This is a genomic window from Streptomyces sclerotialus (genome assembly GCF_040907265.1).
GTDB classification, from domain to species: Bacteria; Actinomycetota; Actinomycetes; order Streptomycetales; family Streptomycetaceae; genus Streptomyces; species Streptomyces sclerotialus.
Window position 1 is genome coordinate 4,242,789 of the sequence record NZ_JBFOHP010000002.1, and the last position, 17,323, is coordinate 4,260,111.

General features: G+C 70.8%; 16 protein-coding genes and 2 tRNA genes. 4 read left to right on the forward strand and 14 right to left on the reverse strand.

From position 1 onward, the window contains the following. Positions 1 to 17: 17 nt before the first annotated feature. From AAC944_RS18865 to AAC944_RS18885, 5 genes are all read right to left on the reverse strand, one after another. On the reverse strand, positions 18 to 1,583 hold the full coding sequence (locus tag AAC944_RS18865) for a class E sortase (protein ID WP_030615184.1): 1,566 nt from the start codon (positions 1,581 to 1,583) through the stop codon (positions 18 to 20). Further along, positions 1,580 to 2,218 carry an aminodeoxychorismate/anthranilate synthase component II gene (locus tag AAC944_RS18870; RefSeq protein ID WP_030615187.1) on the reverse strand — a complete coding sequence of 213 codons (639 nt, stop codon included), beginning with the start codon at positions 2,216 to 2,218 and terminating at the stop codon, positions 1,580 to 1,582. The genes AAC944_RS18865 and AAC944_RS18870 overlap by 4 nt, the downstream gene beginning before the upstream one ends. After that, positions 2,215 to 2,391 (reverse strand): hypothetical protein, encoded by a 177-nt coding sequence (locus AAC944_RS18875; RefSeq protein ID WP_030615190.1) that lies wholly within the window; start codon positions 2,389 to 2,391, stop codon positions 2,215 to 2,217. The genes AAC944_RS18870 and AAC944_RS18875 overlap by 4 nt, the downstream gene beginning before the upstream one ends. 71 nt (positions 2,392 to 2,462) lie before the next feature. Next, positions 2,463 to 3,215, reverse strand: coding sequence for a class E sortase (locus tag AAC944_RS18880; protein ID WP_030615193.1), 753 nt, complete (start codon positions 3,213 to 3,215; stop codon positions 2,463 to 2,465). An 84-nt stretch (positions 3,216 to 3,299) separates the two neighbouring features. Beyond that, positions 3,300 to 4,070, reverse strand: a complete 771-nt coding sequence (locus AAC944_RS18885) for a DUF881 domain-containing protein (protein WP_030615196.1) — start codon at positions 4,068 to 4,070, stop codon at positions 3,300 to 3,302. A 145-nt stretch (positions 4,071 to 4,215) separates the two neighbouring features. On the opposite strand from AAC944_RS18885, the gene crgA reads away from it, so the two are divergent. Then, positions 4,216 to 4,473, forward strand: coding sequence for a cell division protein CrgA (gene crgA, locus AAC944_RS18890; protein WP_030615198.1), 258 nt, complete (start codon positions 4,216 to 4,218; stop codon positions 4,471 to 4,473). Positions 4,474 to 4,967: 494 nt separating this feature from the next. On the opposite strand, the gene AAC944_RS18895 is transcribed toward crgA, so the two are convergent. Together AAC944_RS18895 and AAC944_RS18900 are read right to left on the reverse strand one after the other, a co-directional pair. After that, on the reverse strand, positions 4,968 to 5,897 hold the full coding sequence (locus tag AAC944_RS18895; protein WP_030615200.1) for a rhomboid family intramembrane serine protease: 930 nt from the start codon (positions 5,895 to 5,897) through the stop codon (positions 4,968 to 4,970). Between the two features lie 150 nt (positions 5,898 to 6,047). Next, positions 6,048 to 6,575, reverse strand: coding sequence for a peptidylprolyl isomerase (locus AAC944_RS18900; protein ID WP_030615211.1), 528 nt, complete (start codon positions 6,573 to 6,575; stop codon positions 6,048 to 6,050). Positions 6,576 to 7,020: 445 nt separating this feature from the next. On the opposite strand from AAC944_RS18900, the gene AAC944_RS18905 reads away from it, so the two are divergent. After that, positions 7,021 to 7,734, forward strand: coding sequence for a DUF5324 family protein (locus AAC944_RS18905; RefSeq protein WP_030615212.1), 714 nt, complete (start codon positions 7,021 to 7,023; stop codon positions 7,732 to 7,734). A 75-nt stretch (positions 7,735 to 7,809) separates the two neighbouring features. Here the strand turns inward: AAC944_RS18905 and AAC944_RS18910 are convergent. Then, positions 7,810 to 7,882: transfer RNA gene (locus AAC944_RS18910), tRNA-Ala, on the reverse strand. 117 nt (positions 7,883 to 7,999) lie between these two features. Here AAC944_RS18910 and AAC944_RS18915 point away from each other — a divergent pair. Both AAC944_RS18915 and AAC944_RS18920 read left to right on the forward strand, forming a co-directional pair. Then, the gene (locus tag AAC944_RS18915; protein ID WP_030615214.1) at positions 8,000 to 8,545 is read left to right on the forward strand and encodes a helix-turn-helix domain-containing protein; all 546 of its coding nucleotides are present in this window, start codon (positions 8,000 to 8,002) and stop codon (positions 8,543 to 8,545) included. A 33-nt stretch (positions 8,546 to 8,578) separates the two neighbouring features. Continuing rightward, positions 8,579 to 9,940, forward strand: coding sequence for a serine/threonine-protein kinase (locus tag AAC944_RS18920; protein WP_030615216.1), 1,362 nt, complete (start codon positions 8,579 to 8,581; stop codon positions 9,938 to 9,940). Positions 9,941 to 10,019: 79 nt separating this feature from the next. Here AAC944_RS18920 and AAC944_RS18925 read toward each other — a convergent pair whose 3' ends face one another. The 6 genes from AAC944_RS18925 to gyrA form a co-directional block, all read right to left on the reverse strand. Beyond that, on the reverse strand, positions 10,020 to 11,450 hold the full coding sequence (locus tag AAC944_RS18925; protein WP_037772269.1) for a hypothetical protein: 1,431 nt from the start codon (positions 11,448 to 11,450) through the stop codon (positions 10,020 to 10,022). Next, on the reverse strand, positions 11,444 to 13,321 hold the full coding sequence (locus tag AAC944_RS18930) for a vWA domain-containing protein (protein WP_078888576.1): 1,878 nt from the start codon (positions 13,319 to 13,321) through the stop codon (positions 11,444 to 11,446). Before AAC944_RS18930 ends, AAC944_RS18925 begins: the two co-directional genes overlap by 7 nt. Positions 13,322 to 13,491: 170 nt before the next feature. Beyond that, complete coding sequence (locus AAC944_RS18935; protein ID WP_003958712.1) at positions 13,492 to 13,626, reverse strand: DLW-39 family protein; 135 nt, start codon at positions 13,624 to 13,626, stop codon at positions 13,492 to 13,494. 157 nt (positions 13,627 to 13,783) lie between these two features. Beyond that, positions 13,784 to 13,857 (reverse strand) — tRNA-Ile (locus AAC944_RS18940). Positions 13,858 to 13,970: 113 nt separating this feature from the next. Next, positions 13,971 to 14,648: a DUF3566 domain-containing protein gene (locus tag AAC944_RS18945; protein WP_078888578.1), complete on the reverse strand. Its 678-nt coding sequence runs from the start codon at positions 14,646 to 14,648 to the stop codon at positions 13,971 to 13,973. Between the two features lie 15 nt (positions 14,649 to 14,663). Next, a complete protein-coding gene (gene gyrA, locus AAC944_RS18950; RefSeq protein ID WP_030615221.1) occupies positions 14,664 to 17,288 on the reverse strand; it encodes a DNA gyrase subunit A in 2,625 nt (874 codons plus the stop codon). Between the last annotated feature and the right edge of the window lie 35 nt (positions 17,289 to 17,323).

The window sequence follows — 17,323 nt, forward strand, 5'->3', positions numbered from 1 at the left end:
GTACCCCCTGATGGTGCTCAGCTGACGAGCGCATCCGGCTTGCCCTTGCTCCGCGGCCGCTCCTCGACCATCTTGCCCCACACGATCATCCGGTAGGTACTGGTGAACTCCGGGGTGCAGGTGGTCAGCGTGATGTACCGGCCGGGCTTTGTGAAGCCGGAGCCGGGCGGCACCGGGCCGATCACGTCGATGTTGGAGGGCGAGGTCTGCGGAAGGATGCTCTCCATCTCGTACGTGTAGAAGCGGCTGCGGGTCTCGACGACGATCTTGTCGCCCTTCACCAGCCGGTTGATGTAGCGGAACGGCTCACCGTGGGTGTTGCGGTGGCCCGCGACGGCGAAGTTGCCGCTCTTGTCCCAGGGCATCGCCGTCTTCAGCTTGCCCTCGCCGTAGTGGCCGACCATGCCGCGGTCCAGAACCCCGTGCTTGTCGATGCCCTCGGCGATCGGGACCTTCACGTCCAGCTTCGGGATATACATGATCGCGAAGCCCTGGCCGGGCGAGAACGCGCCCGCCGCCCGCTTGTCCTCCTCGCCGTCCTTGTCCCACTGCTGCTGCAGGTTGTTGGCGGCGCCACCCGCCTGGTTGTGCGCCAGGACGTTGGTCCACCACAGCTGGTACGCGACGAACAGCAGCATCAGCACGCCGAGGGTGATGAACGCCTCGCCCGTGATCCGGCTGACGACGACACCGACGCTTTCCTTGCGGGCTCGCGCGGCCCGGCGTGCGGCGACCCGCGAGGTCGGCGCGGGCTCGGGGGTGGACGGCTCGGCGGCCGGAGCGGCCCGGCGGGCGCGCTTGCCGCCCCGCTTGGCGGCCTCCTGCGCCGCTCTGCGGCGCGCGGCACGGCCACCGGTCGCCGGAGACGCTGTTTCACGTGAAACAGCGTCCTCGGGCCGTTTCACGGCCTTCGGGTCCGCCTGCCGCAGCGTCATCGTTTCGTCGTCGGCAGGCAGGGACGGAACGGCCGGTGCGATGACGGTGTCGGCCGCTGCGAGGGCCGCCTCGCCGTACGTGGCCGCATCGCCGTACGCGCCGGCGCCGGAGGAGCCCGAGAGGTGCGCCCCGCCGTACGTATCCTCCCGGCCGTAGGCCGACGTCCGGTCGTAGGCCGACGACTGGTCGTAGGCCGACGACTGGTCGTAGGCCGAAGCCGGGTCAAAGGCCGAGGCCGCATCAGGTGCCGGCACCTGGTCGAGCGCCGGGATCCGGTCGAAGACGGCGGTCGGCTCGTAGGCCGCAGCCTGCTGGTGGCCGACAGCTTGCCGGTAGCCGGCGGACTGTGAGTACTCGGCGGACTGCTGGTGGTCGGCAGACTGGGGGTAGCCGAGGGACTGCTGGTGGTCGGCAGGCTGATCGTACGGGCGGGCTGCCTGGTCGTACGCGGTGCCGGCCGCCCGGCTCCGAACCGGCCCCGGCCCTGCCCCCGGCCCCGGGCCCCGGCCGTCGTCCTGGCCGGGCAGCGGATCCGTGAGGGGATCGCCGAGCTGCCCGACGGCCGCCTCGAACGCGGCAGAGTCGTCGTACGGATCATGAGGACCGTACGACGACGTGCCTTCGCGCTCGGGGCGGAGCGCGGTCACGCGCCGGCCTTGCCGACCACCGGGGCGAGCCCCGTCGAACGCTCCACAGCTCCCTCGTCACCGCACTCGACCAGCCAGTTGGCGAGCATTCCGTGGCCCCACTCGGTGAGCACCGACTCCGGGTGGAACTGCACGCCCTCGACGGGTAGTTCGCGGTGCCGGACACCCATCACCAGGCCGGTCTCCGTCCAGGCGGTGACCTCCAGCTCGGCCGGCAGGGTGTCCCGTTCGACCGACAGGGAGTGGTACCGGGTGGCCGTGAACGGCGTGGGCAGTCCCTGGAACACGCCCTTGTGCTCGTGCGTCACCAGGGACGTCTTGCCGTGCAGCAGCTCGGGCGCGCGGCCGACGACGCCGCCGTACGCCACCGCCATGGACTGCATGCCCAGGCAGACACCGAAGACCGGTACGCCGGTGTCCGCGCAGTGCCGCACCATGTCGATGCAGACGCCGGCCTGCTCGGGCGCGCCCGGGCCCGGCGAGAGCAGGACGCCGTCGAAGCCGTCCTGGGCGTGCCCCGGCTCCACCTCGTCGTTGCGCCGCACCTCGCACTCGGCACCGAGCTGGTAGAGGTACTGGACGAGGTTGAAGACGAAGCTGTCGTAGTTGTCGACGACGAGGATCTTCGCGCTCATCGGACGGCCTCCATTCCCTGGTCCACCGTGACGTCGTTGAAGGGGAGCAGCGGCTCCGCCCACGGAAAGACGTACTGGAAGAGCAGGAAGACGATCGCCAGCACGAGCACGAGCGAGATCAGTGCCTTCACCCATACGTTGCCCGGCAGATGCCGCCAGATCCAGCCGTACATGCCGTCCCTACTTGCCGATGCCAATGGTCATTTGCCCTACCAGAGTACGGGGCGAGTCCTGGCGGTGGGGCTCAGCTGCGCAATGCCGGCGGACGTCCCTCGGCCACGGGCGCGGTGGCGTCCAGGTGCGCCCAGGCGATGAGCCGGTGGCTGTGCCCCCACTCCGGCTCGCAGGTCGTAAGGGTGAGGTAACGGCCGGGGCCGTCGTAGCCGGATTTGCGCGGTACGGGATCGATGACCCCGATGTCGCCGGGGAGGGTGCGGTAGGGCCGCTTGTCGATGCGGTACGTGAACCAGGTCGTGCCGTCGCTGATCACGACCGGGTCGCCGGGCCGCAGCCGCGGGAAGTCCTTGAACGGGTCGCCGTAGGTGCGACGGTGGCCGGCGACGGCGAAGTTGCCGGTGGCGCCGAGCCGGGCGGTGCGGGCGTAGTGGCCGAGGCCCTTCTTCAGGGTGTCGGTGGCGGTGCCCTCCAGGACGGGCTTGGCCCAGTCGCGGCCGAAGCGCGGGATGTACATGACGGCGAAAGGCCGGCCGTCCTGATAGGCGGGCTGCGGCGGCGGGCCTTCGCCCTGCGCCTGGCCGCTGTCCCCCGACGTGCCCGCTGACCGGCCGGCGTCCGGCGACTGCCCGCCGGGGTGGGGCGAAGCGGTCGCGGCCGGGCCCGTGGACCAGCGTTCCTGCAGCGCGCCGAGTTCGCCGTCCATGGCGCTGTCGGCGCGCACGCCCGTCCAGAAGAGCAGGTAGAGCACGAAGAGGACGATCAGACTGCCGACGGTGAGGCACAGTTCGCTGAAGGTCCTGACGATCCACCGCACGGTCATGCCGGTCCCTCCCGCCCGTCACCCGGCCACCGCCCCCACGGAGCTCCGCGCCCCGCCCTCGGCGCTCCGGCGCGCTGCCGCGCGCTACGGCTGCACAGGCTGTGCGTAGTGGAGATCCACTGTGCCGGAGTAGCCCGGCAGAGTCATCGCCCCACGCGGCTCGACTTTCCAGCCGAGTCCGTACGCGTCGACGTACTGGAGGTAGTTCTGGATCGCCGGGGAGGCGTTGAGCGCGTCGGACAGCGCCTGGCGGTCGCCCACGGCGGTGACGGTGTAGGGCGGGGAGTAGACGCGGCCCTGGAGGATCAGGGTGTTGCCGACGCAGCGGACCGCGCTGGTGGAGATCAGCCGCTGGTCCATGACCTTGATGCCCTTGGCGCCGCCCTGCCACAGGGCGTTGACCACGGCCTGCAGGTCCTGCTGGTGGATGACCAGGTCGTTGGGCTGCGGCTCGGGCACGCCGGGGATCTTGGCGGTGGCGTTGGGCGGCGCGTCGGTGAGGGTGACGGTCAGGCCCTGCCCTGACACCTTCTTCGTACCGGCGTTCTTCTCCAGCGCCTGGAGCCGGGCCTTGTCGGCGTCGGTGCTGCCGCTGTCCTCGTCGGCGAGACGGTCGACGTCGGAGCGGAGGGAGGCGTTGCGCTCGTCCTGGATCTTGTTCTTCTGGCTGTGGTCCTGGATGAGGTCCGACAGCCGCAGCATGGAGTCGTCCGAGCGCAGGTTCGTGCCGCGTGCCGTGTCGAAGCTGATCCAGAAGAGCAGACCGGCCAGCGCGAAGACGGCGAGCGTCAACAGGCGTACGGGGCGCAGCCGCGGACGCGAACGGCGGCCGGAGGAGTCAGCGGAATTGCTCAACGTACCCTTACTCCTTACGACGCCGCGGAAGCACTACGCTAACGGACGCCCGGGGGGAGCACCCGATCCCCGACGCCCCCCGACCGGCGCCAGCCGTTGTACTACATCCGCGCGGTTACGCAGCGCATCGACAGGAGAGTTCCTCGTGCCGAAGTCACGGATCCGCAAGAAGGACGACTTCACGCCGCCGCCGGCGAAGCAGACCAGTTCGATCAAGCTGAACTCAGGGCGGGGCTGGGTGGCTCCGCTGATGCTGGCGATGTTCATGATCGGCCTGGCCTGGATCGTGTGCTTCTACGTGACCGAGGGCGATCTGCCGATCAAGTCGATGGGCAACTGGAACATCGTCGCCGGCTTCGGCTTCATCGCGGTGGGCTTCGGCGTCTCCACCCAGTGGAAGTAGCCCCGGCCCGTACGCCGGTCCTGCCTCCGGTCAGCTCCCCGGGCTGAGCTCCGGTCCCGTATCGGCGTGGCCTGATTCCCACGCTGTGCGCAAGCTGTACCCAAGGCCATCCACACGGTTATCCACAGCCGGGGAAAACTTCAGAAGATCTGTGGATAACCCCTGTGGGGTTGACGCCGGTCACACCGGTGGCACGGCTGCCGGAGGCCCGGTACCACCGTGCTGTACTGGGAAAACGTCCCTGCAGTGGGCCCCCTTGCCGGGATTCTGCACGGTGCGCACAGGGGCCGACACGAGCTGTGGACAAGTGAACGGCCGGTCACTCTCCACGGGGCGCCCTGTGCGTAATCGGACTCCCCCCGCGCGTCAGCGGGTGCCCCTGTGTGGCGGAAAAGGTCCTCAGGGGCATGACGCATCTGATGGCGCAGTGGTGCACTGCGGGACGGGAGCGTCTCAGCCGGTGAGCTGGACGGTCCAGCCCGGAGCTGGACGGTTCAGCCCGTGAGCTGGACGGTGCGGAACCACACCACCGCGACGATCACCAGCAGCGCCAGTACGCAGGCACCGGCCTGGACGAGGTTCCGGCGGCCGCGCGGCGCGTGCACCATCGCGTACGTCAGCGCTCCGCCCACCACCAGACCGCCCACGTGTGCCTGCCAGGCGATGTTCGGCCACAGGAACGTGAAGACGAGGTTGATGCCGAGCAGGATCAGCACCGGCTTCATGTCGTGGTTCAGCCGGCGGAGCAGCACGGCCGTGGCGCCCAGCAGCCCGAAGACCGCGCCGGACGCGCCCAGCGACGGCTGGTTCTGCGCGGCGAGCAGGTACGACAGGGCGCTGCCGCCCAGCCCGGCGAGGAAGTACACCGCGAGGAACCTGACCCGGCCGAGCGCCGCCTCCAGTGGAGGCCCCAGCCACCACAGCGAGAGCATGTTGAACGCGAAGTGCATGAGCTGCTCGTGCAGGAACATCGCGGTGAGCAGGCGGTACCACTGGCCGTCCGCGACCCCGACCACGCGCAGGGCGCCGGGGTCGAAGGCCCGGCCGACCAGGTCCAGTGCGTTGACGAACGGGTCCTGGTAGACCAGGGCGGCCACGAGGACCGCGGCGTTGACGCCGATGAGGACCTTGGTGAGCAGCCGCGGGTCGGCGGTCAGCGCACCGCCGGCGACCGTACGGGGCCGGTTCGCGCCCGGCGCGTGGCCCGTGCCGCTGCCGTCGCGTACGCACTCCGGGCACTGGAAGCCGACCGAGGCGCTGACCATGCACTCCGGGCAGATCGGCCGTTCACAGCGGGTGCAGCTGATGCCGGTGGCCCGGTCGGGGTGGCGATAGCAGCCGGGCGTACCGTCTCCGCCCTCCGGCGAACCGTTCCCGCCCCGGGCGTCCTGCGGTTCCTGCGGATTGCCTGCCGCCTGCTCCATCGCTACCCCTCGTCCTCACTGGCCCGCGGCACTGACAAGCTGCGCGCCCCGCCTGGTCTACGACCGGGCGGGGCGTCATGGTTCCACGCCGCCCGCGGCCGGCCGCGGGCAGGGGTGACCGGACAGTGCCGGCACCTCGTCGCCGAGGCTTCAGCGGGTCTCGATGACGACCTGCTCGATGACGACGTCGTTCACCGGGCGGTCGGTGCGCGGGTTCGTCTGGGTGGTCGCGATGGTGTCCACGACCTTCTTGCTGGCCTCGTTGGTGACCTCACCGAAGATGGTGTGCTTGCCGGTCAGCCACGTGGTGGGGGACACCGTGACGAAGAACTGCGAGCCGTTGGTGCCCGGGCCGGCGTTGGCCATGGCCAGCAGGTACGGCTTGTTGAACGACAGGTCCGGGTGGAACTCGTCGGCGAACTCGTAGCCGGGGCCACCGGTGCCGTTGCCCAGCGGGTCGCCGCCCTGGATCATGAAGCCTTCGATGACCCGGTGGAAGACGGTGCCGTCGTACAGCTTGTCCGTGGACTTCTTCCCGGTCGCCGGGTGCGTCCACTCGCGCTCGCCCTTGGCGAGTTCGACGAAGTTCTTGACCGTCTTCGGGGCGTGGTTCGGCAGAAGCCGAATCTCGATGTCGCCCTGGTTGGTCTTCAGGGTGGCGTAGAGCTGCTCAGCCACGATCTACCTTCCATAAGTCTTCACTGACGGTTCCCGATCCTCGCACGAACGCCCGCGCCCGTCCCCCGCGCGCCACCTAGCGACCGAGGTTCGCACTGATTTCCCACCTCCCTGGGGTTTCCCCCTCCCCGCAGCGGGGACCCGTACATTCCGGTCCGGGCGGCGGTCTTCGGCCACTACCGGCCGGATCGGCAGGAAACTCAGACAGGGGGCGAGAAACCGCCGAATCGCGATACCGCGGCCGGAAGCCGCCGAAGCGGCGCGCGCCACGCCGAACCGTGGCATTGTCATCACAAGCGCCCGAAGTCCGCATTGACCCGGATGCCCGCCAGCACATGCCGTTCGTCCACCGCACAGGCATGATCTGCAAGCGGGCGGACAGGCGATACAGCAGACGTGGGCGAACGCCCCCGAGCCCGGACACGCCACCGATGAGGAGGATCTCGTGACCCGCAAGGACAGCGTGCGCGCCGCGACCGGCACCGCCAAGGACAGCGTGCGGCACGCCGCGGAAGTGGTGGCTCCGTATGCCGGCACGGCCAAGGACACCGCCGTGCACCTCACGCACGAGGCGCGCAGCAAGCTGGCTCCCAAGGTGGCCGAGGCCGCGCACCAGGCCCGTCACCAGTACGACGCGCGGCTGCAGCCCCGTCTGGAGAGCGCCCGCGGCGCACTGCCCCCGAAGGTGGACGCCGCCGCGACCAAGGCCGCGGCCCGCACCCGTAAGGCCGCCCGGCAGGCCACCGACTACACCGCGCCGCGCGTGGAGAAGGCCGTGCGCAGTGCCCGTGCGGCGGCGGAGCCCGCCCGCGAGGAGGCCATGCTGCGCGGTGGCGCCGCGCTGGCCGCACTGCGCGGTCAGGTCACCGCCGCAGAGATCGAGAAGCTCGCCAGGAAGCGCCGCCGCCGGGCCCGGACCGGCAAGGCCTTCAAGCGGTTCGCGCTGGTCGGCATCCTCGCCGGCGGTGCGTACGCCGCGTGGAAGTGGTGGGACAAGCAGGCCAACCCGGACTGGCTGGTCGAGCCGCCCGCCGCGACCGAGGTCGGCGAGCGCACGCCGCTGAGCGCCGTGGACGGCAGCCCCGGCGCGGTCCTGGACCCCGAGGTCCAGGCGAAGCAGGCGGAGTCCGAGGCGGACGAGCGTGGCGGCCGCCCGTAGGACGGCCGGCCGCGGTCCCGTCCCGCAAAGAAAAGCCCTCCGAACGCGTTTCCGCAGTTCGGAGGGTGTTTTCTGTGGAGCCTAGGGGAGTCGAACCCCTGACATCTGCCATGCAAAGACAGCGCTCTACCAACTGAGCTAAGGCCCCTTCGCGCACCAGAGTACCCGGTACCCGCCCGCTTTCCCGACCGGGTATCGCTCCGGGCGGTCGCTCTCCGTAGGATGCTTCGCGAGATTCGCGGCAGCGAAGCGAAGGGGAGACGCCATGGACGCAGCACAGCAGGAAGCCACCGCGCGCGCTCGGGAGCTGCAGCGCAGCTGGTACGGAGAGCCTCTGGGGGCACTCTTCCGCCGTCTCATCGACGATCTCGGCCTCAATCAGGCCCGCCTCGCCGCGGTGCTCGGCCTTTCGGCCCCCATGCTGTCGCAGCTGATGAGCGGCCAGCGCGCGAAGATCGGCAATCCCGCCGTGGTCCAGCGTGTCCAGGCCCTCCAGGAGCTGGCCAGTCAGGTCGCCGACGGCAGCGTCAGCGCCGCCGAGGCCACCGACCGGATGGACGAGATCAAGAAGACCGCGGGCGGCTCGGTGCTGAACAACACCACCCAGACCGCCACCACGGGCGCCACCACCGTGCGCCGCGTCGTGCGGGAGATCCAGTCGCTGCTGCGGTCGGTCGCCGCGGCGGGCGACATCATCGAAGCCGCTGACTCCCTCGCCGCCACACACCCCGAACTGGCAGAGTTCCTGCGGGTCTACGGAGCGGGCCGGACCGCGGACGCGGTGGCCCATTACGAAGCGCACCAGAACTAGACACACGTGCGGTGAGGGAGCGGACGCGGCGTCATGGGTGAGGTCTTCGCCGGCAGGTACGAACTGATCGACCCGATCGGGCGGGGCGGGGTGGGCGCCGTGTGGCGCGCCTGGGACCAGCGGCGCCGACGCTACGTGGCGGCCAAGGTGCTGCAGCAGAGCGATGCGCACACGCTGCTGCGCTTCGTACGGGAGCAGGCGCTGCGCATCGACCATCCGCACGTGCTCGCGCCGGCCAGCTGGGCTGCCGACGACGACAAGGTCCTGTTCACGATGGATCTGGTCAACGGCGGTTCGCTGGCGCACCTCGTGGGCGACTACGGCCCGCTGCCGGCGCGCTACACGTGCCTGCTGCTGGACCAGGTGCTCTCGGGGCTGGCCGCGGTGCACGCCGAGGGTGTGGTCCACCGGGACATCAAGCCGGCCAACATCCTGCTGGAGGCCACCGGTACCGGGCGTCCGCACGTGCGCGTCTCCGACTTCGGCATCTCGATGCGCAAGGGTGAGCCGCGGCTCACCGAGGCCAACTACGTGGTCGGGACGCCCGGTTACTTCGCGCCCGAGCAACTGCTGGGCGCCGAGCCGGACTTCCCCGCCGACCTCTTCGCTGTCGGCCTGCTCGCGCTGTACCTGCTGACCGGCAACAAGCCGGACGCCCAGGCGCTGGTCGAGCGCTTCGTGCAGCACGGGGTGCCGGGCGCGCCCGAGGGCGTCCCCGAGCCGCTGTGGCAGGTACTGGCCGGTCTGCTCCAGCCGGATCCCGAGGCCCGTTTCAGGACGGCGAACGGGGCCCGCAAGGCGATCCTGTCGGCCGTCGAGCTGCTGCCCGAGGAGACGATCGAGGACGAGATCGTCGAGGTCTTCGACCACATCGGGCCGCTGCCCTCCGGGTACGGGCCCGACGGGCCGGACAGCGGCACTCGGAGCGGCGCCCGTGGCGGACCCTCGATGTCGGAGACCGGCAGCTTCCCGCTGGCGCCGCCCGTCCCGCAGGGCCCTCCCACGCCGTCCACGCCGACGCCCCTCCCGGCGCCCGGCCCCGGCGAGGTCTCGACCGGCTCCGGCTTCCCGGTGACGGGCCCCGACGCGGCGTCCTCCGGGCCCGGCTTCCCCGTGGCCCCGGGGCCTGCCCACGCGGCGCCCGGTACGCAGCCGCCCGGCCCGCCCGTGCGGACGTACGAGGCTCCCGCCGCGCCGGGCCAGAACGTGCCGCTGACCCGGCCGTACACCGTGGACCAGCCGCGCGTCCCCGGTCAGGCCCCGGCGCCCGCCGGCCCGGACGCGCACGGCGCGAAGCCGGTACGCCCCGGGCCGCCGGCGAAGGTCGCCGTGCCGGTGCTGGTCGTCGCCCTGCTGTGCATCGCGGTGGGGATCTGGGCGCTGTCCGCCGGCTGACGGCCGCGTACGCCGTCCCCGCGCGCCGTCCGCGGGCCGTGCGGGGCCGCAGGCGGGCCTGTGCGGCGCGCGGAGCTCATCAGCCCTGCGGGGGCCGCCCGAACCCCTGTCCGGCGTTCTGAGGCCCGTTCTGGCCCCCGTACGGCTGCTGTCCGGGGACCGGGGCTCCCGGGCCGGCCGGTGCCGCCGGAGCCGGGCCCGTGACCGCCGTGGCGCCCGCCGCGGCCTTGCGCCGCGCGGTCACCGTCCACACGCCCAGCCCGGCGAGCAGCACCGCACCCGCCCCGATTCCGGTGAAGCCGACCGTCCGCAGGTGGCCGTCGCGCTCCGCCTCGGACGCCGCCCGGCCCGTCTCGGCCAGCTCCCGGTCCTCGGGCGTGACGGAGAAGTCGGCGGCCGGCTTCGCGTACGCGGGTCCCGGTCCCGCCGCTCCCTTGAGGTCCACCCGCAGGGTGAGGTCCGCGCTCTCCTTGAAGAACTTCGCGGCGTCCGGGTTCAGCGACACCTCCAGGTAGTACCAGCCCGCGAAGCGCATCGGGCTGACGGAATCGTCGTCGCTGAAGCGGTTGCCGTAGTGCACCGGCGCGGTGAACAGCCGCGCCGCCGTCCGGTCGCCCTCGTACGGCTGGAAGCTCTCCTCGCTGACGAGGCCGCGCGCCGGGTTGTACGCGGTCAGGCCGAGCGCGCTGGGCACGAAGGACGAGGCGCCCACACCGGGCTTCTTCCCCGGGGCGCCGGACAGTTCGGCGCTCACGTCCAGCTGCTGTCCCCAGTCGACCGGCACCCGGTAGAAACGGGTCTCGCCGGGCCGGATGCGGTCCTGCCACCGGCCCTTGCCCACCGAGGCGGCGTCGTTGAACCCGGTGCCCCCCGAGACGGGCCGCTCCGCGCCTCCTGTGGGCGCGGCGGGCGTGGCACTGCTCCAGCTGCCCTCCCCTGGTTCGCCGGGCGCCGCGCCCTTGAGGCGGGGCTCGGTCATGTAGCGCAGCTCGACCGGCCAGCTGTCGGGGCCCGAAGTGGCGTTGCCGGAGCGCTCCACCACCACGTAGTACGGGCCGGCCTGCTGGCAGTCGGACAGGTCGCTGCCGATGCGGCGGGTGGCGTAGTCGGCGAGCGGGTAGACCGTCTCGCCGCCGCGGAAGCGCGCGCTGCCGTCCGTGCCGCAGGTCGTGCCGTCGGCGTCCTGGACGGAGACGGTCAGCCCGTCGGTGTAGTCCTCGACCTTGGTGCCGGGCGCGGGCGCGGCAACCGCCGACACGTATGCGCTGGTCTCGTCGTCCAGGGTGAGGGCGTAGCGCTTCTGTTCGCCGCGCTTGAGGGAGTCGGTGTACGTGCCGGGGCGGATCTCGGGGGCGTGGGAGGTGTCGGCCGTCCCTTTCACGGGCTCTGCGTCCGGCGCGGTCCTGTACGTGGGCAGCGTGTCCGCCGAGGCCGTCCCCGGCAGCAGCCCCAGTACGCCGAGCGCCAACGGGCCGGCCAGTGCCCTCCTGATCGTGCGCCGCCTCACCACGTGCCTGCTCCTCGTCGTCCCGAACCCGTACCGGCGTTGCGCTGCTTGCCGCGACCCGTGAAGTACGCCACCGCGAGGCCGGCCAGGAGCAGCACTCCCAGACCGATGCCGACGGCCGCGATCACCGGGCGCGCCGCCCATCCTCCATCGCCTGCCGTGCCGCTGTCCGCCGCGTCGGCGGAATCCTTCGCCTCCGCGGCGTGCGCCTCGGGGCCGCTCTTCGCCTTGCCCAGTACGGCCACCCGCAGGACCACACCGATCTGCGGATTGTCCGCGATCTCCGCAGCCTTGGCACCGAGGGTGACGGCGAGGTAGAAGTCGCCGTCGCGGTGCACGGGGACGACGTTGGGGTCGTTCTCGTAGCGGTTGGCCCAGCTGACCGGGACGGTACCCATGCGCAGCGCGGTCTGCCGCCCGTCGTAGGGCGTCTGCGGGGTGAACTCGCCGGTTCCGCCGCCGACGGGCTGCCGGGCCGGGGTGTAGACCTGGGTCGCGCCGTACGAGGTCCGTGCGCTGTGGCCCTTCGCTGTGGGCTCGTTCGCGAACTCCACGTCGTAGCGGAGCTGCTGGCCCCAGCCGACGGGGACCTTGTACCAGAGGGTCTGCGAGGGCAGGATCTTGTCGCGCCAGACGCCTTCGGTGATCTTCTCGGCGTCGTTGAAGCCGGTGCCGCCGGTGACGTCCTTCGGGGTGCCGGAGGGCAGTACGGCGTCCTTGCCGCCCGCGCCGTACTCGGGTGCGGACCGGGCGGGCGTGACGCCCTTCCTGAGCGGCTGCTCGGTGCGGTAGGTCAGTTCCAGGGGCCAGCGTGCGGCGTCGGAGCCGTCGGCCGCCTCGCGCTCGACGACGAGCCAGTAGCGCCCGGCCCTGTCACAGCTGCCGCCGCCGTCCTCCGACGGGATCCGGCTGACGCCCGAAGTCAGCGGTGTGGCGCCTTCGTTCTGGCCGAACACCTCGGTGCTGGCCCCGCAGGAGCTGTCGGTGCCGTACGCGAGCTGGGTGCGCAGCACGGTGGTGGTGTCGACGGCCGCGCCGGGGTGCGGGACGGCGGTGGCGGAGAAGTCCGCGGTGGACCTGTCGTCCAGCCGCACCGCGTAGAAGCGCTTCTCGCCGGGTCCGATGCTGTCCCGGTACTGGCCCGGCGTGATGGTGGGGGCGCCGGAGCGTGCGGCGGTCCCGCGCACCTGCTTCCCACGGAAGCGGTAACTGTCCGCGGAGAGCTTGCCCGCGCGCTGCATCTGGCGGGCCAGGGACTTGGCGTCCGGAGCGTCGTAGTAACGGCCGTTGCCCGCCTCCGCGACGCACTCCAGCTCCTGCCGGGCCTTGCCGCGCACCTGGAAGCCGATCGTGTCGATCCGCAGGTCGAGGCCGGACTTGCCGAGCTGTTCGGCGACCTCGCAGGGCGGCGGTGACTGGCAGGTGTCCTCGCCGTCGGAGATGAGCACGATGGTGCGGCGGCCGCCGGTGCCCTGCGGGAGGTCGGCGGCGGCCTTCTTGAGCGAGAGCCCGATCGGGGTGTCGCCCTTGGGTTCGACGTCCGCCACGGCCTTCTTGAGGCCGGCCCGGTCCAGCGGGCGTACCGGCTGGACGAGTCGGGTGTCGTCGCAGCCGCGGTTCCTGTCCGCGCCGTAGACACGGAGTCCGGTGGGGAAGCCGTCCGGCAGGGAATCCGCGAGGGTGCCGACCGCCTTGCGTGCGGCGGCGATCCGGGTGTGTCCTGCGCCGTCCGGCTCCGCCATCGATCCGGAGGAGTCCAGCACCATGACCATGCCTTCGCTGCTGAAGGACGGTGCGGCGGACGCCTGCGGCGCGCCCAGGAGCGTGAGGAGCAGCCCTCCTGTCAGTGCGGCCGCAGTCCGTCGTCGTGCCATGTGCCCCTTCCCCCTCTGCCACCCATGCCACGTTTGCCATCGCAACCTAGTGGTGTGCTACAGCAAACTCAAGCGGTGGGGCGTCACAGTCCCGCAACGACGCCGGACAGACGAAACCCCGGCCACCGCCGAGTGCGGTGACCGGGGTCACGTACGTACGGAACTGGGGCTCACACACCCGAACCTGCGGGCACGGAGTCGGTCGCCTCCGTCCACAGATCCTGCTCGGCGCGATCCGCCTGGATCTGGCGGTACACGAGGAGCCCGCCGATGGCGGCCAGTGCGACCAGGAGAAGCTTCTTCACCGCGCGACCTCGTCTTTCGTTGACGTAGGGGACCTTCGGGGGCCGATGATACACACCGGTCGATATCAATCGGTGACCTAGCCCGGCCCCAACTCGTGAGAAGCACAAACGGATCGGCCCGGGCGGAGAATTCTCCGTCCGGGCCGATCCTTGCCGGTGGGGCTAACAGGACTTGAACCTGTGGCCTCTTCCTTATCAGGGAAGCGCTCTAACCGTCTGAGCTATAGCCCCTGGCTTGTTGCCGCCTCGCTGGCTGCACCGAAAGATTAGCGCACTTCAGAGCCATGACCCAAATCGATGGGCCGGCCGGGCCGGAAAGCCCCTCGGCGGCCGCCCGCACCAGGTCATTCGTCCTCGGCCAGGGTCAGCTCCACACCGCCGACGAAACCCGCCGAGAGGTTGTAGATGAAGGCCCCGAGCGTGGCCAGCGCGGTCGCCAGCACCACGTCGATCGCCGCGATGACACCGGTGAACAGCAGCACCCGCGGCAGCGACAGGAACGTCTCCAGGTCGAAGCCCGAGCCGCCGTCGGAACTGGTGGCCTCGCTGATCGTGCCGCCGACCGTGGTGAAGACGCCCATCGCGTCCATCACCATCCACAGCACCGACACCGCCACCAGCGTGCACAGCCCCAGCGCGATGGACAGCAGGAAGCTGACCTTCATCACCGACCACGGATCGGCACGGGCCACGCGCAGCCGGGCCTTGCGCGTACGCGGAGTCGTACGGCCCCCCGGGCCCGGACGGGGCACCCGCATGCCCTGCTTGCCCCCGGTCGCGTACGCGGACGGCGGACGGTAGGGCTGGCCCTCGCTGCCCTGCGGGCGGGGCTCGGGCTGCGGCTGTGCCTCAGGTTGCGGCTGCCTGGTGTCGGTCACGGTTCCCCCCTCGACGGAGGCCTCCTCGCGGGGGCCGCCGTCAGTATCGGAGCCACGGGCGCTGTCCGTCACGGTCGCGGGCCCGGAAGAAAGCTTCCGCCCGTCGTCCGATCCGTCCGCCTGCGCACCCGTGGCTCCACTCACGACCTACTCCTCGCGCTACTCCGCCGCGGGCTCCTCGCCCTCGGCCGCCGGGGCCTGGACCTGCGCCTCGTCATCGGCCGGCTCGCCGTCCACCGGACCGTCGACCTCTTCGGCCTCGCGACCGGCCTCGGCGTTCCGGGCGATACCGACGACGGCATCGCGCTTGCCCAGGTTGATCAGTTGGACGCCCATGGTGTCACGGCCCGTCTCCCTGACCTCGTCGACCCGCGTGCGGATCACCCCTCCGCCGAGGGTGATGGCGAGGATCTCGTCGCTCGCCTCGACCACCAGCGCGCCGACCAGCTCTCCTCGATCTTCCACGATCTTGGCAGCCTTGATACCGAGGCCGCCGCGGCCCTGGACGCGGTACTCGTCCACGTTCGTGCGCTTGGCGTACCCACCGTCGGTGGCGGTGAACACATAGGTGTTCGCCCGGACCACGTTCATCGAGAGCAGCTCGTCGCCTTCGCGGAAGCTCATCCCCTTGACGCCGGAGGTGGCGCGGCCCATCGGGCGCAGCGCCTCGTCCGTCGCGGTGAAGCGGATCGACTGCGCCTTCTTGGAGATCAGCAGCAGGTCGTCCTCGCTGGAGACCATCTGGGCGCCGATCAGCTCGTCGTCCGAACCGTCCTCCTGCTCGCGGAGGTTGATCGCGATGACGCCGCCGGAGCGCGGCGAGTCGTAGTCCTTCAGCGGCGTCTTCTTCACCAGACCGGCCTTGGTCGCGAGGACCAGGTACGGCGCCGCCTCGTAGTCACGGATCGCCATGACCTGCGCGATCTGCTCGTCCGGCTGGAAGGCGAGGAGGTTCGCGACGTGCTGGCCGCGCGCGTCGCGGCCCGCGTCGGGCAGCTCGTACGCCTTGGCGCGGTAGACCCGGCCCTTGTTCGTGAAGAACAGCAGCCAGTGGTGGGTGGTGGTCACGAAGAAGTGGTCGACGATGTCGTCTTCCTTGAGCTTCGTGCCGCGTACGCCCTTGCCGCCGCGCTTCTGCGAGCGGTAGTCGTCGGTCTTGGTGCGCTTGACATAGCCGCCACGGGTGATCGTGACGACGATGTCCTCCTCGGCGATCAGGTCCTCGATGGACATGTCGCCCTCGAAGGGCACCAGCTTCGAGCGCCGGTCGTCGCCGTACTTGTCGACGAGCGCGGTCAGCTCCTCGCTGACGATCTGCCGCTGCTTCTCCGGGGAGGCCAGGATCGCGTTGTACTCGCGGATCTTGGCCTGCAGTTCGTCGTGCTCGGCCGTGATCTTCTGCCGCTCCAGGGCCGCCAGGCGCCGCAGCTGCATCTCCAGGATCGCGTTCGCCTGGATCTCGTCGATGTCCAGCAGGCCCATCAGGCCCTCGCGGGCCACCTCGACCGTCTCACTGCGCCGGATCAGCGCGATGACCTCGTCGATGGCGTCCAGGGCCTTGAGCAGACCGCGCAGGATGTGCGCCCGCTCCTCGGCCTTGCGCAGCCGGAACTTCGTCCGGCGGACGATGACCTCGATCTGGTGCGTCACCCAGTGGCGGATGAACGCGTCCAGGGACAGCGTGCGCGGCACGCCGTCGACCAGCGCCAGCATGTTGGCGCCGAAGTTCGTCTGGAGGTCGGTGTGCTTGTAGAGGTTGTTCAGGACGACCTTGGCGACGGCGTCCCGCTTGAGCACGATGACCAGGCGCTGGCCGGTCCGCGAGGAGGTCTCGTCGCGGACGTCGGCGATGCCGCCGATCTTGCCGTCCTTCACCAGGTCGGCGATCTTCTGCGCGAGGTTGTCGGGGTTGACCTGGTACGGCAGCTCCGTGACCACCAGGCACTGGCGGTTCTGGATCTCCTCGACCTCGACCACCGCGCGCATCGTGATGGAGCCGCGGCCGGTGCGGTACGCCTCCTCGATGCCCTTGCGGCCCACGACCAGCGCGCCGGTCGGGAAGTCCGGGCCCTTGATCCGCTCGATGAGCGCTTCCAGCAGCTCCTCGCTGGAGGCCTCCGGGTGCTCCAGGTGCCACTGGGCGCCGGCCGCGACCTCGCGGAGGTTGTGCGGCGGGATGTTGGTCGCCATGCCGACCGCGATACCGGCCGAGCCGTTGATCAGCAGGTTCGGGAAGCGCGACGGCAGGACCGTCGGCTCCTGGCTACGGCCGTCGTAGTTGTCCTGGAAGTCGACGGTCTCCTCGTCGATGTCCCGGACCATCTCCATGGACAGCGGCGCCATCTTGCACTCGGTGTACCGCATGGCCGCGGCCGGGTCGTTGCCCGGAGAACCGAAGTTGCCGTTGGAGTCCACCAGCGGCATCCGCATCGACCACGGCTGCGCGAGACGGACCAGCGCGTCGTAGATCGAGGAGTCGCCGTGCGGGTGGTAGTTACCCATGACGTCACCGACGACACGGGCGCACTTGTAGAAGCCCTTCTCGGGGCGGTACCCGCCGTCGTACATCGCGTACAGGACGCGGCGGTGCACCGGCTTGAGGCCGTCCCGGACGTCGGGCAGGGCACGCGAGACGATGACGGACATCGCGTAGTCGAGGTAGGAGCGCTGCATCTCCGTCTCGAGCCCGACGGGCTCGACGCGCATGCCCACGCCTTCGATGGCGGCGGGCGCGCCCTCGGCGGTCACGCCGTCCGGGGTCATAGGGGGGTTCTCGTCGGCCATTGCTGTTCAAAGTCCTTTCGAGCTGCGGCTGCTGT

Excerpts from the sequence above, each read along its gene's own strand:
- AAC944_RS18870 (WP_030615187.1), bottom strand. The coding sequence starts at position 2,218 with ATGAGCGCGAAGATCCTCGTCGTCGACAACTACGACAGCTTCGTCTTC.
- AAC944_RS18875 (WP_030615190.1), bottom strand. The coding sequence starts at position 2,391 with ATGTACGGCTGGATCTGGCGGCATCTGCCGGGCAACGTATGGGTGAAG.
- AAC944_RS18880 (WP_030615193.1), bottom strand. The coding sequence starts at position 3,215 with ATGACCGTGCGGTGGATCGTCAGGACCTTCAGCGAACTGTGCCTCACC.
- AAC944_RS18895 (WP_030615200.1), bottom strand. The coding sequence starts at position 5,897 with ATGGAGCAGGCGGCAGGCAATCCGCAGGAACCGCAGGACGCCCGGGGC.
- AAC944_RS18915 (WP_030615214.1), top strand. The coding sequence starts at position 8,000 with ATGGACGCAGCACAGCAGGAAGCCACCGCGCGCGCTCGGGAGCTGCAG.
- AAC944_RS18920 (WP_030615216.1), top strand. The coding sequence starts at position 8,579 with ATGGGTGAGGTCTTCGCCGGCAGGTACGAACTGATCGACCCGATCGGG.
- AAC944_RS18930 (WP_078888576.1), bottom strand. The coding sequence starts at position 13,321 with ATGGCACGACGACGGACTGCGGCCGCACTGACAGGAGGGCTGCTCCTC.
- gyrA (WP_030615221.1), bottom strand. The coding sequence starts at position 17,288 with ATGGCCGACGAGAACCCCCCTATGACCCCGGACGGCGTGACCGCCGAG.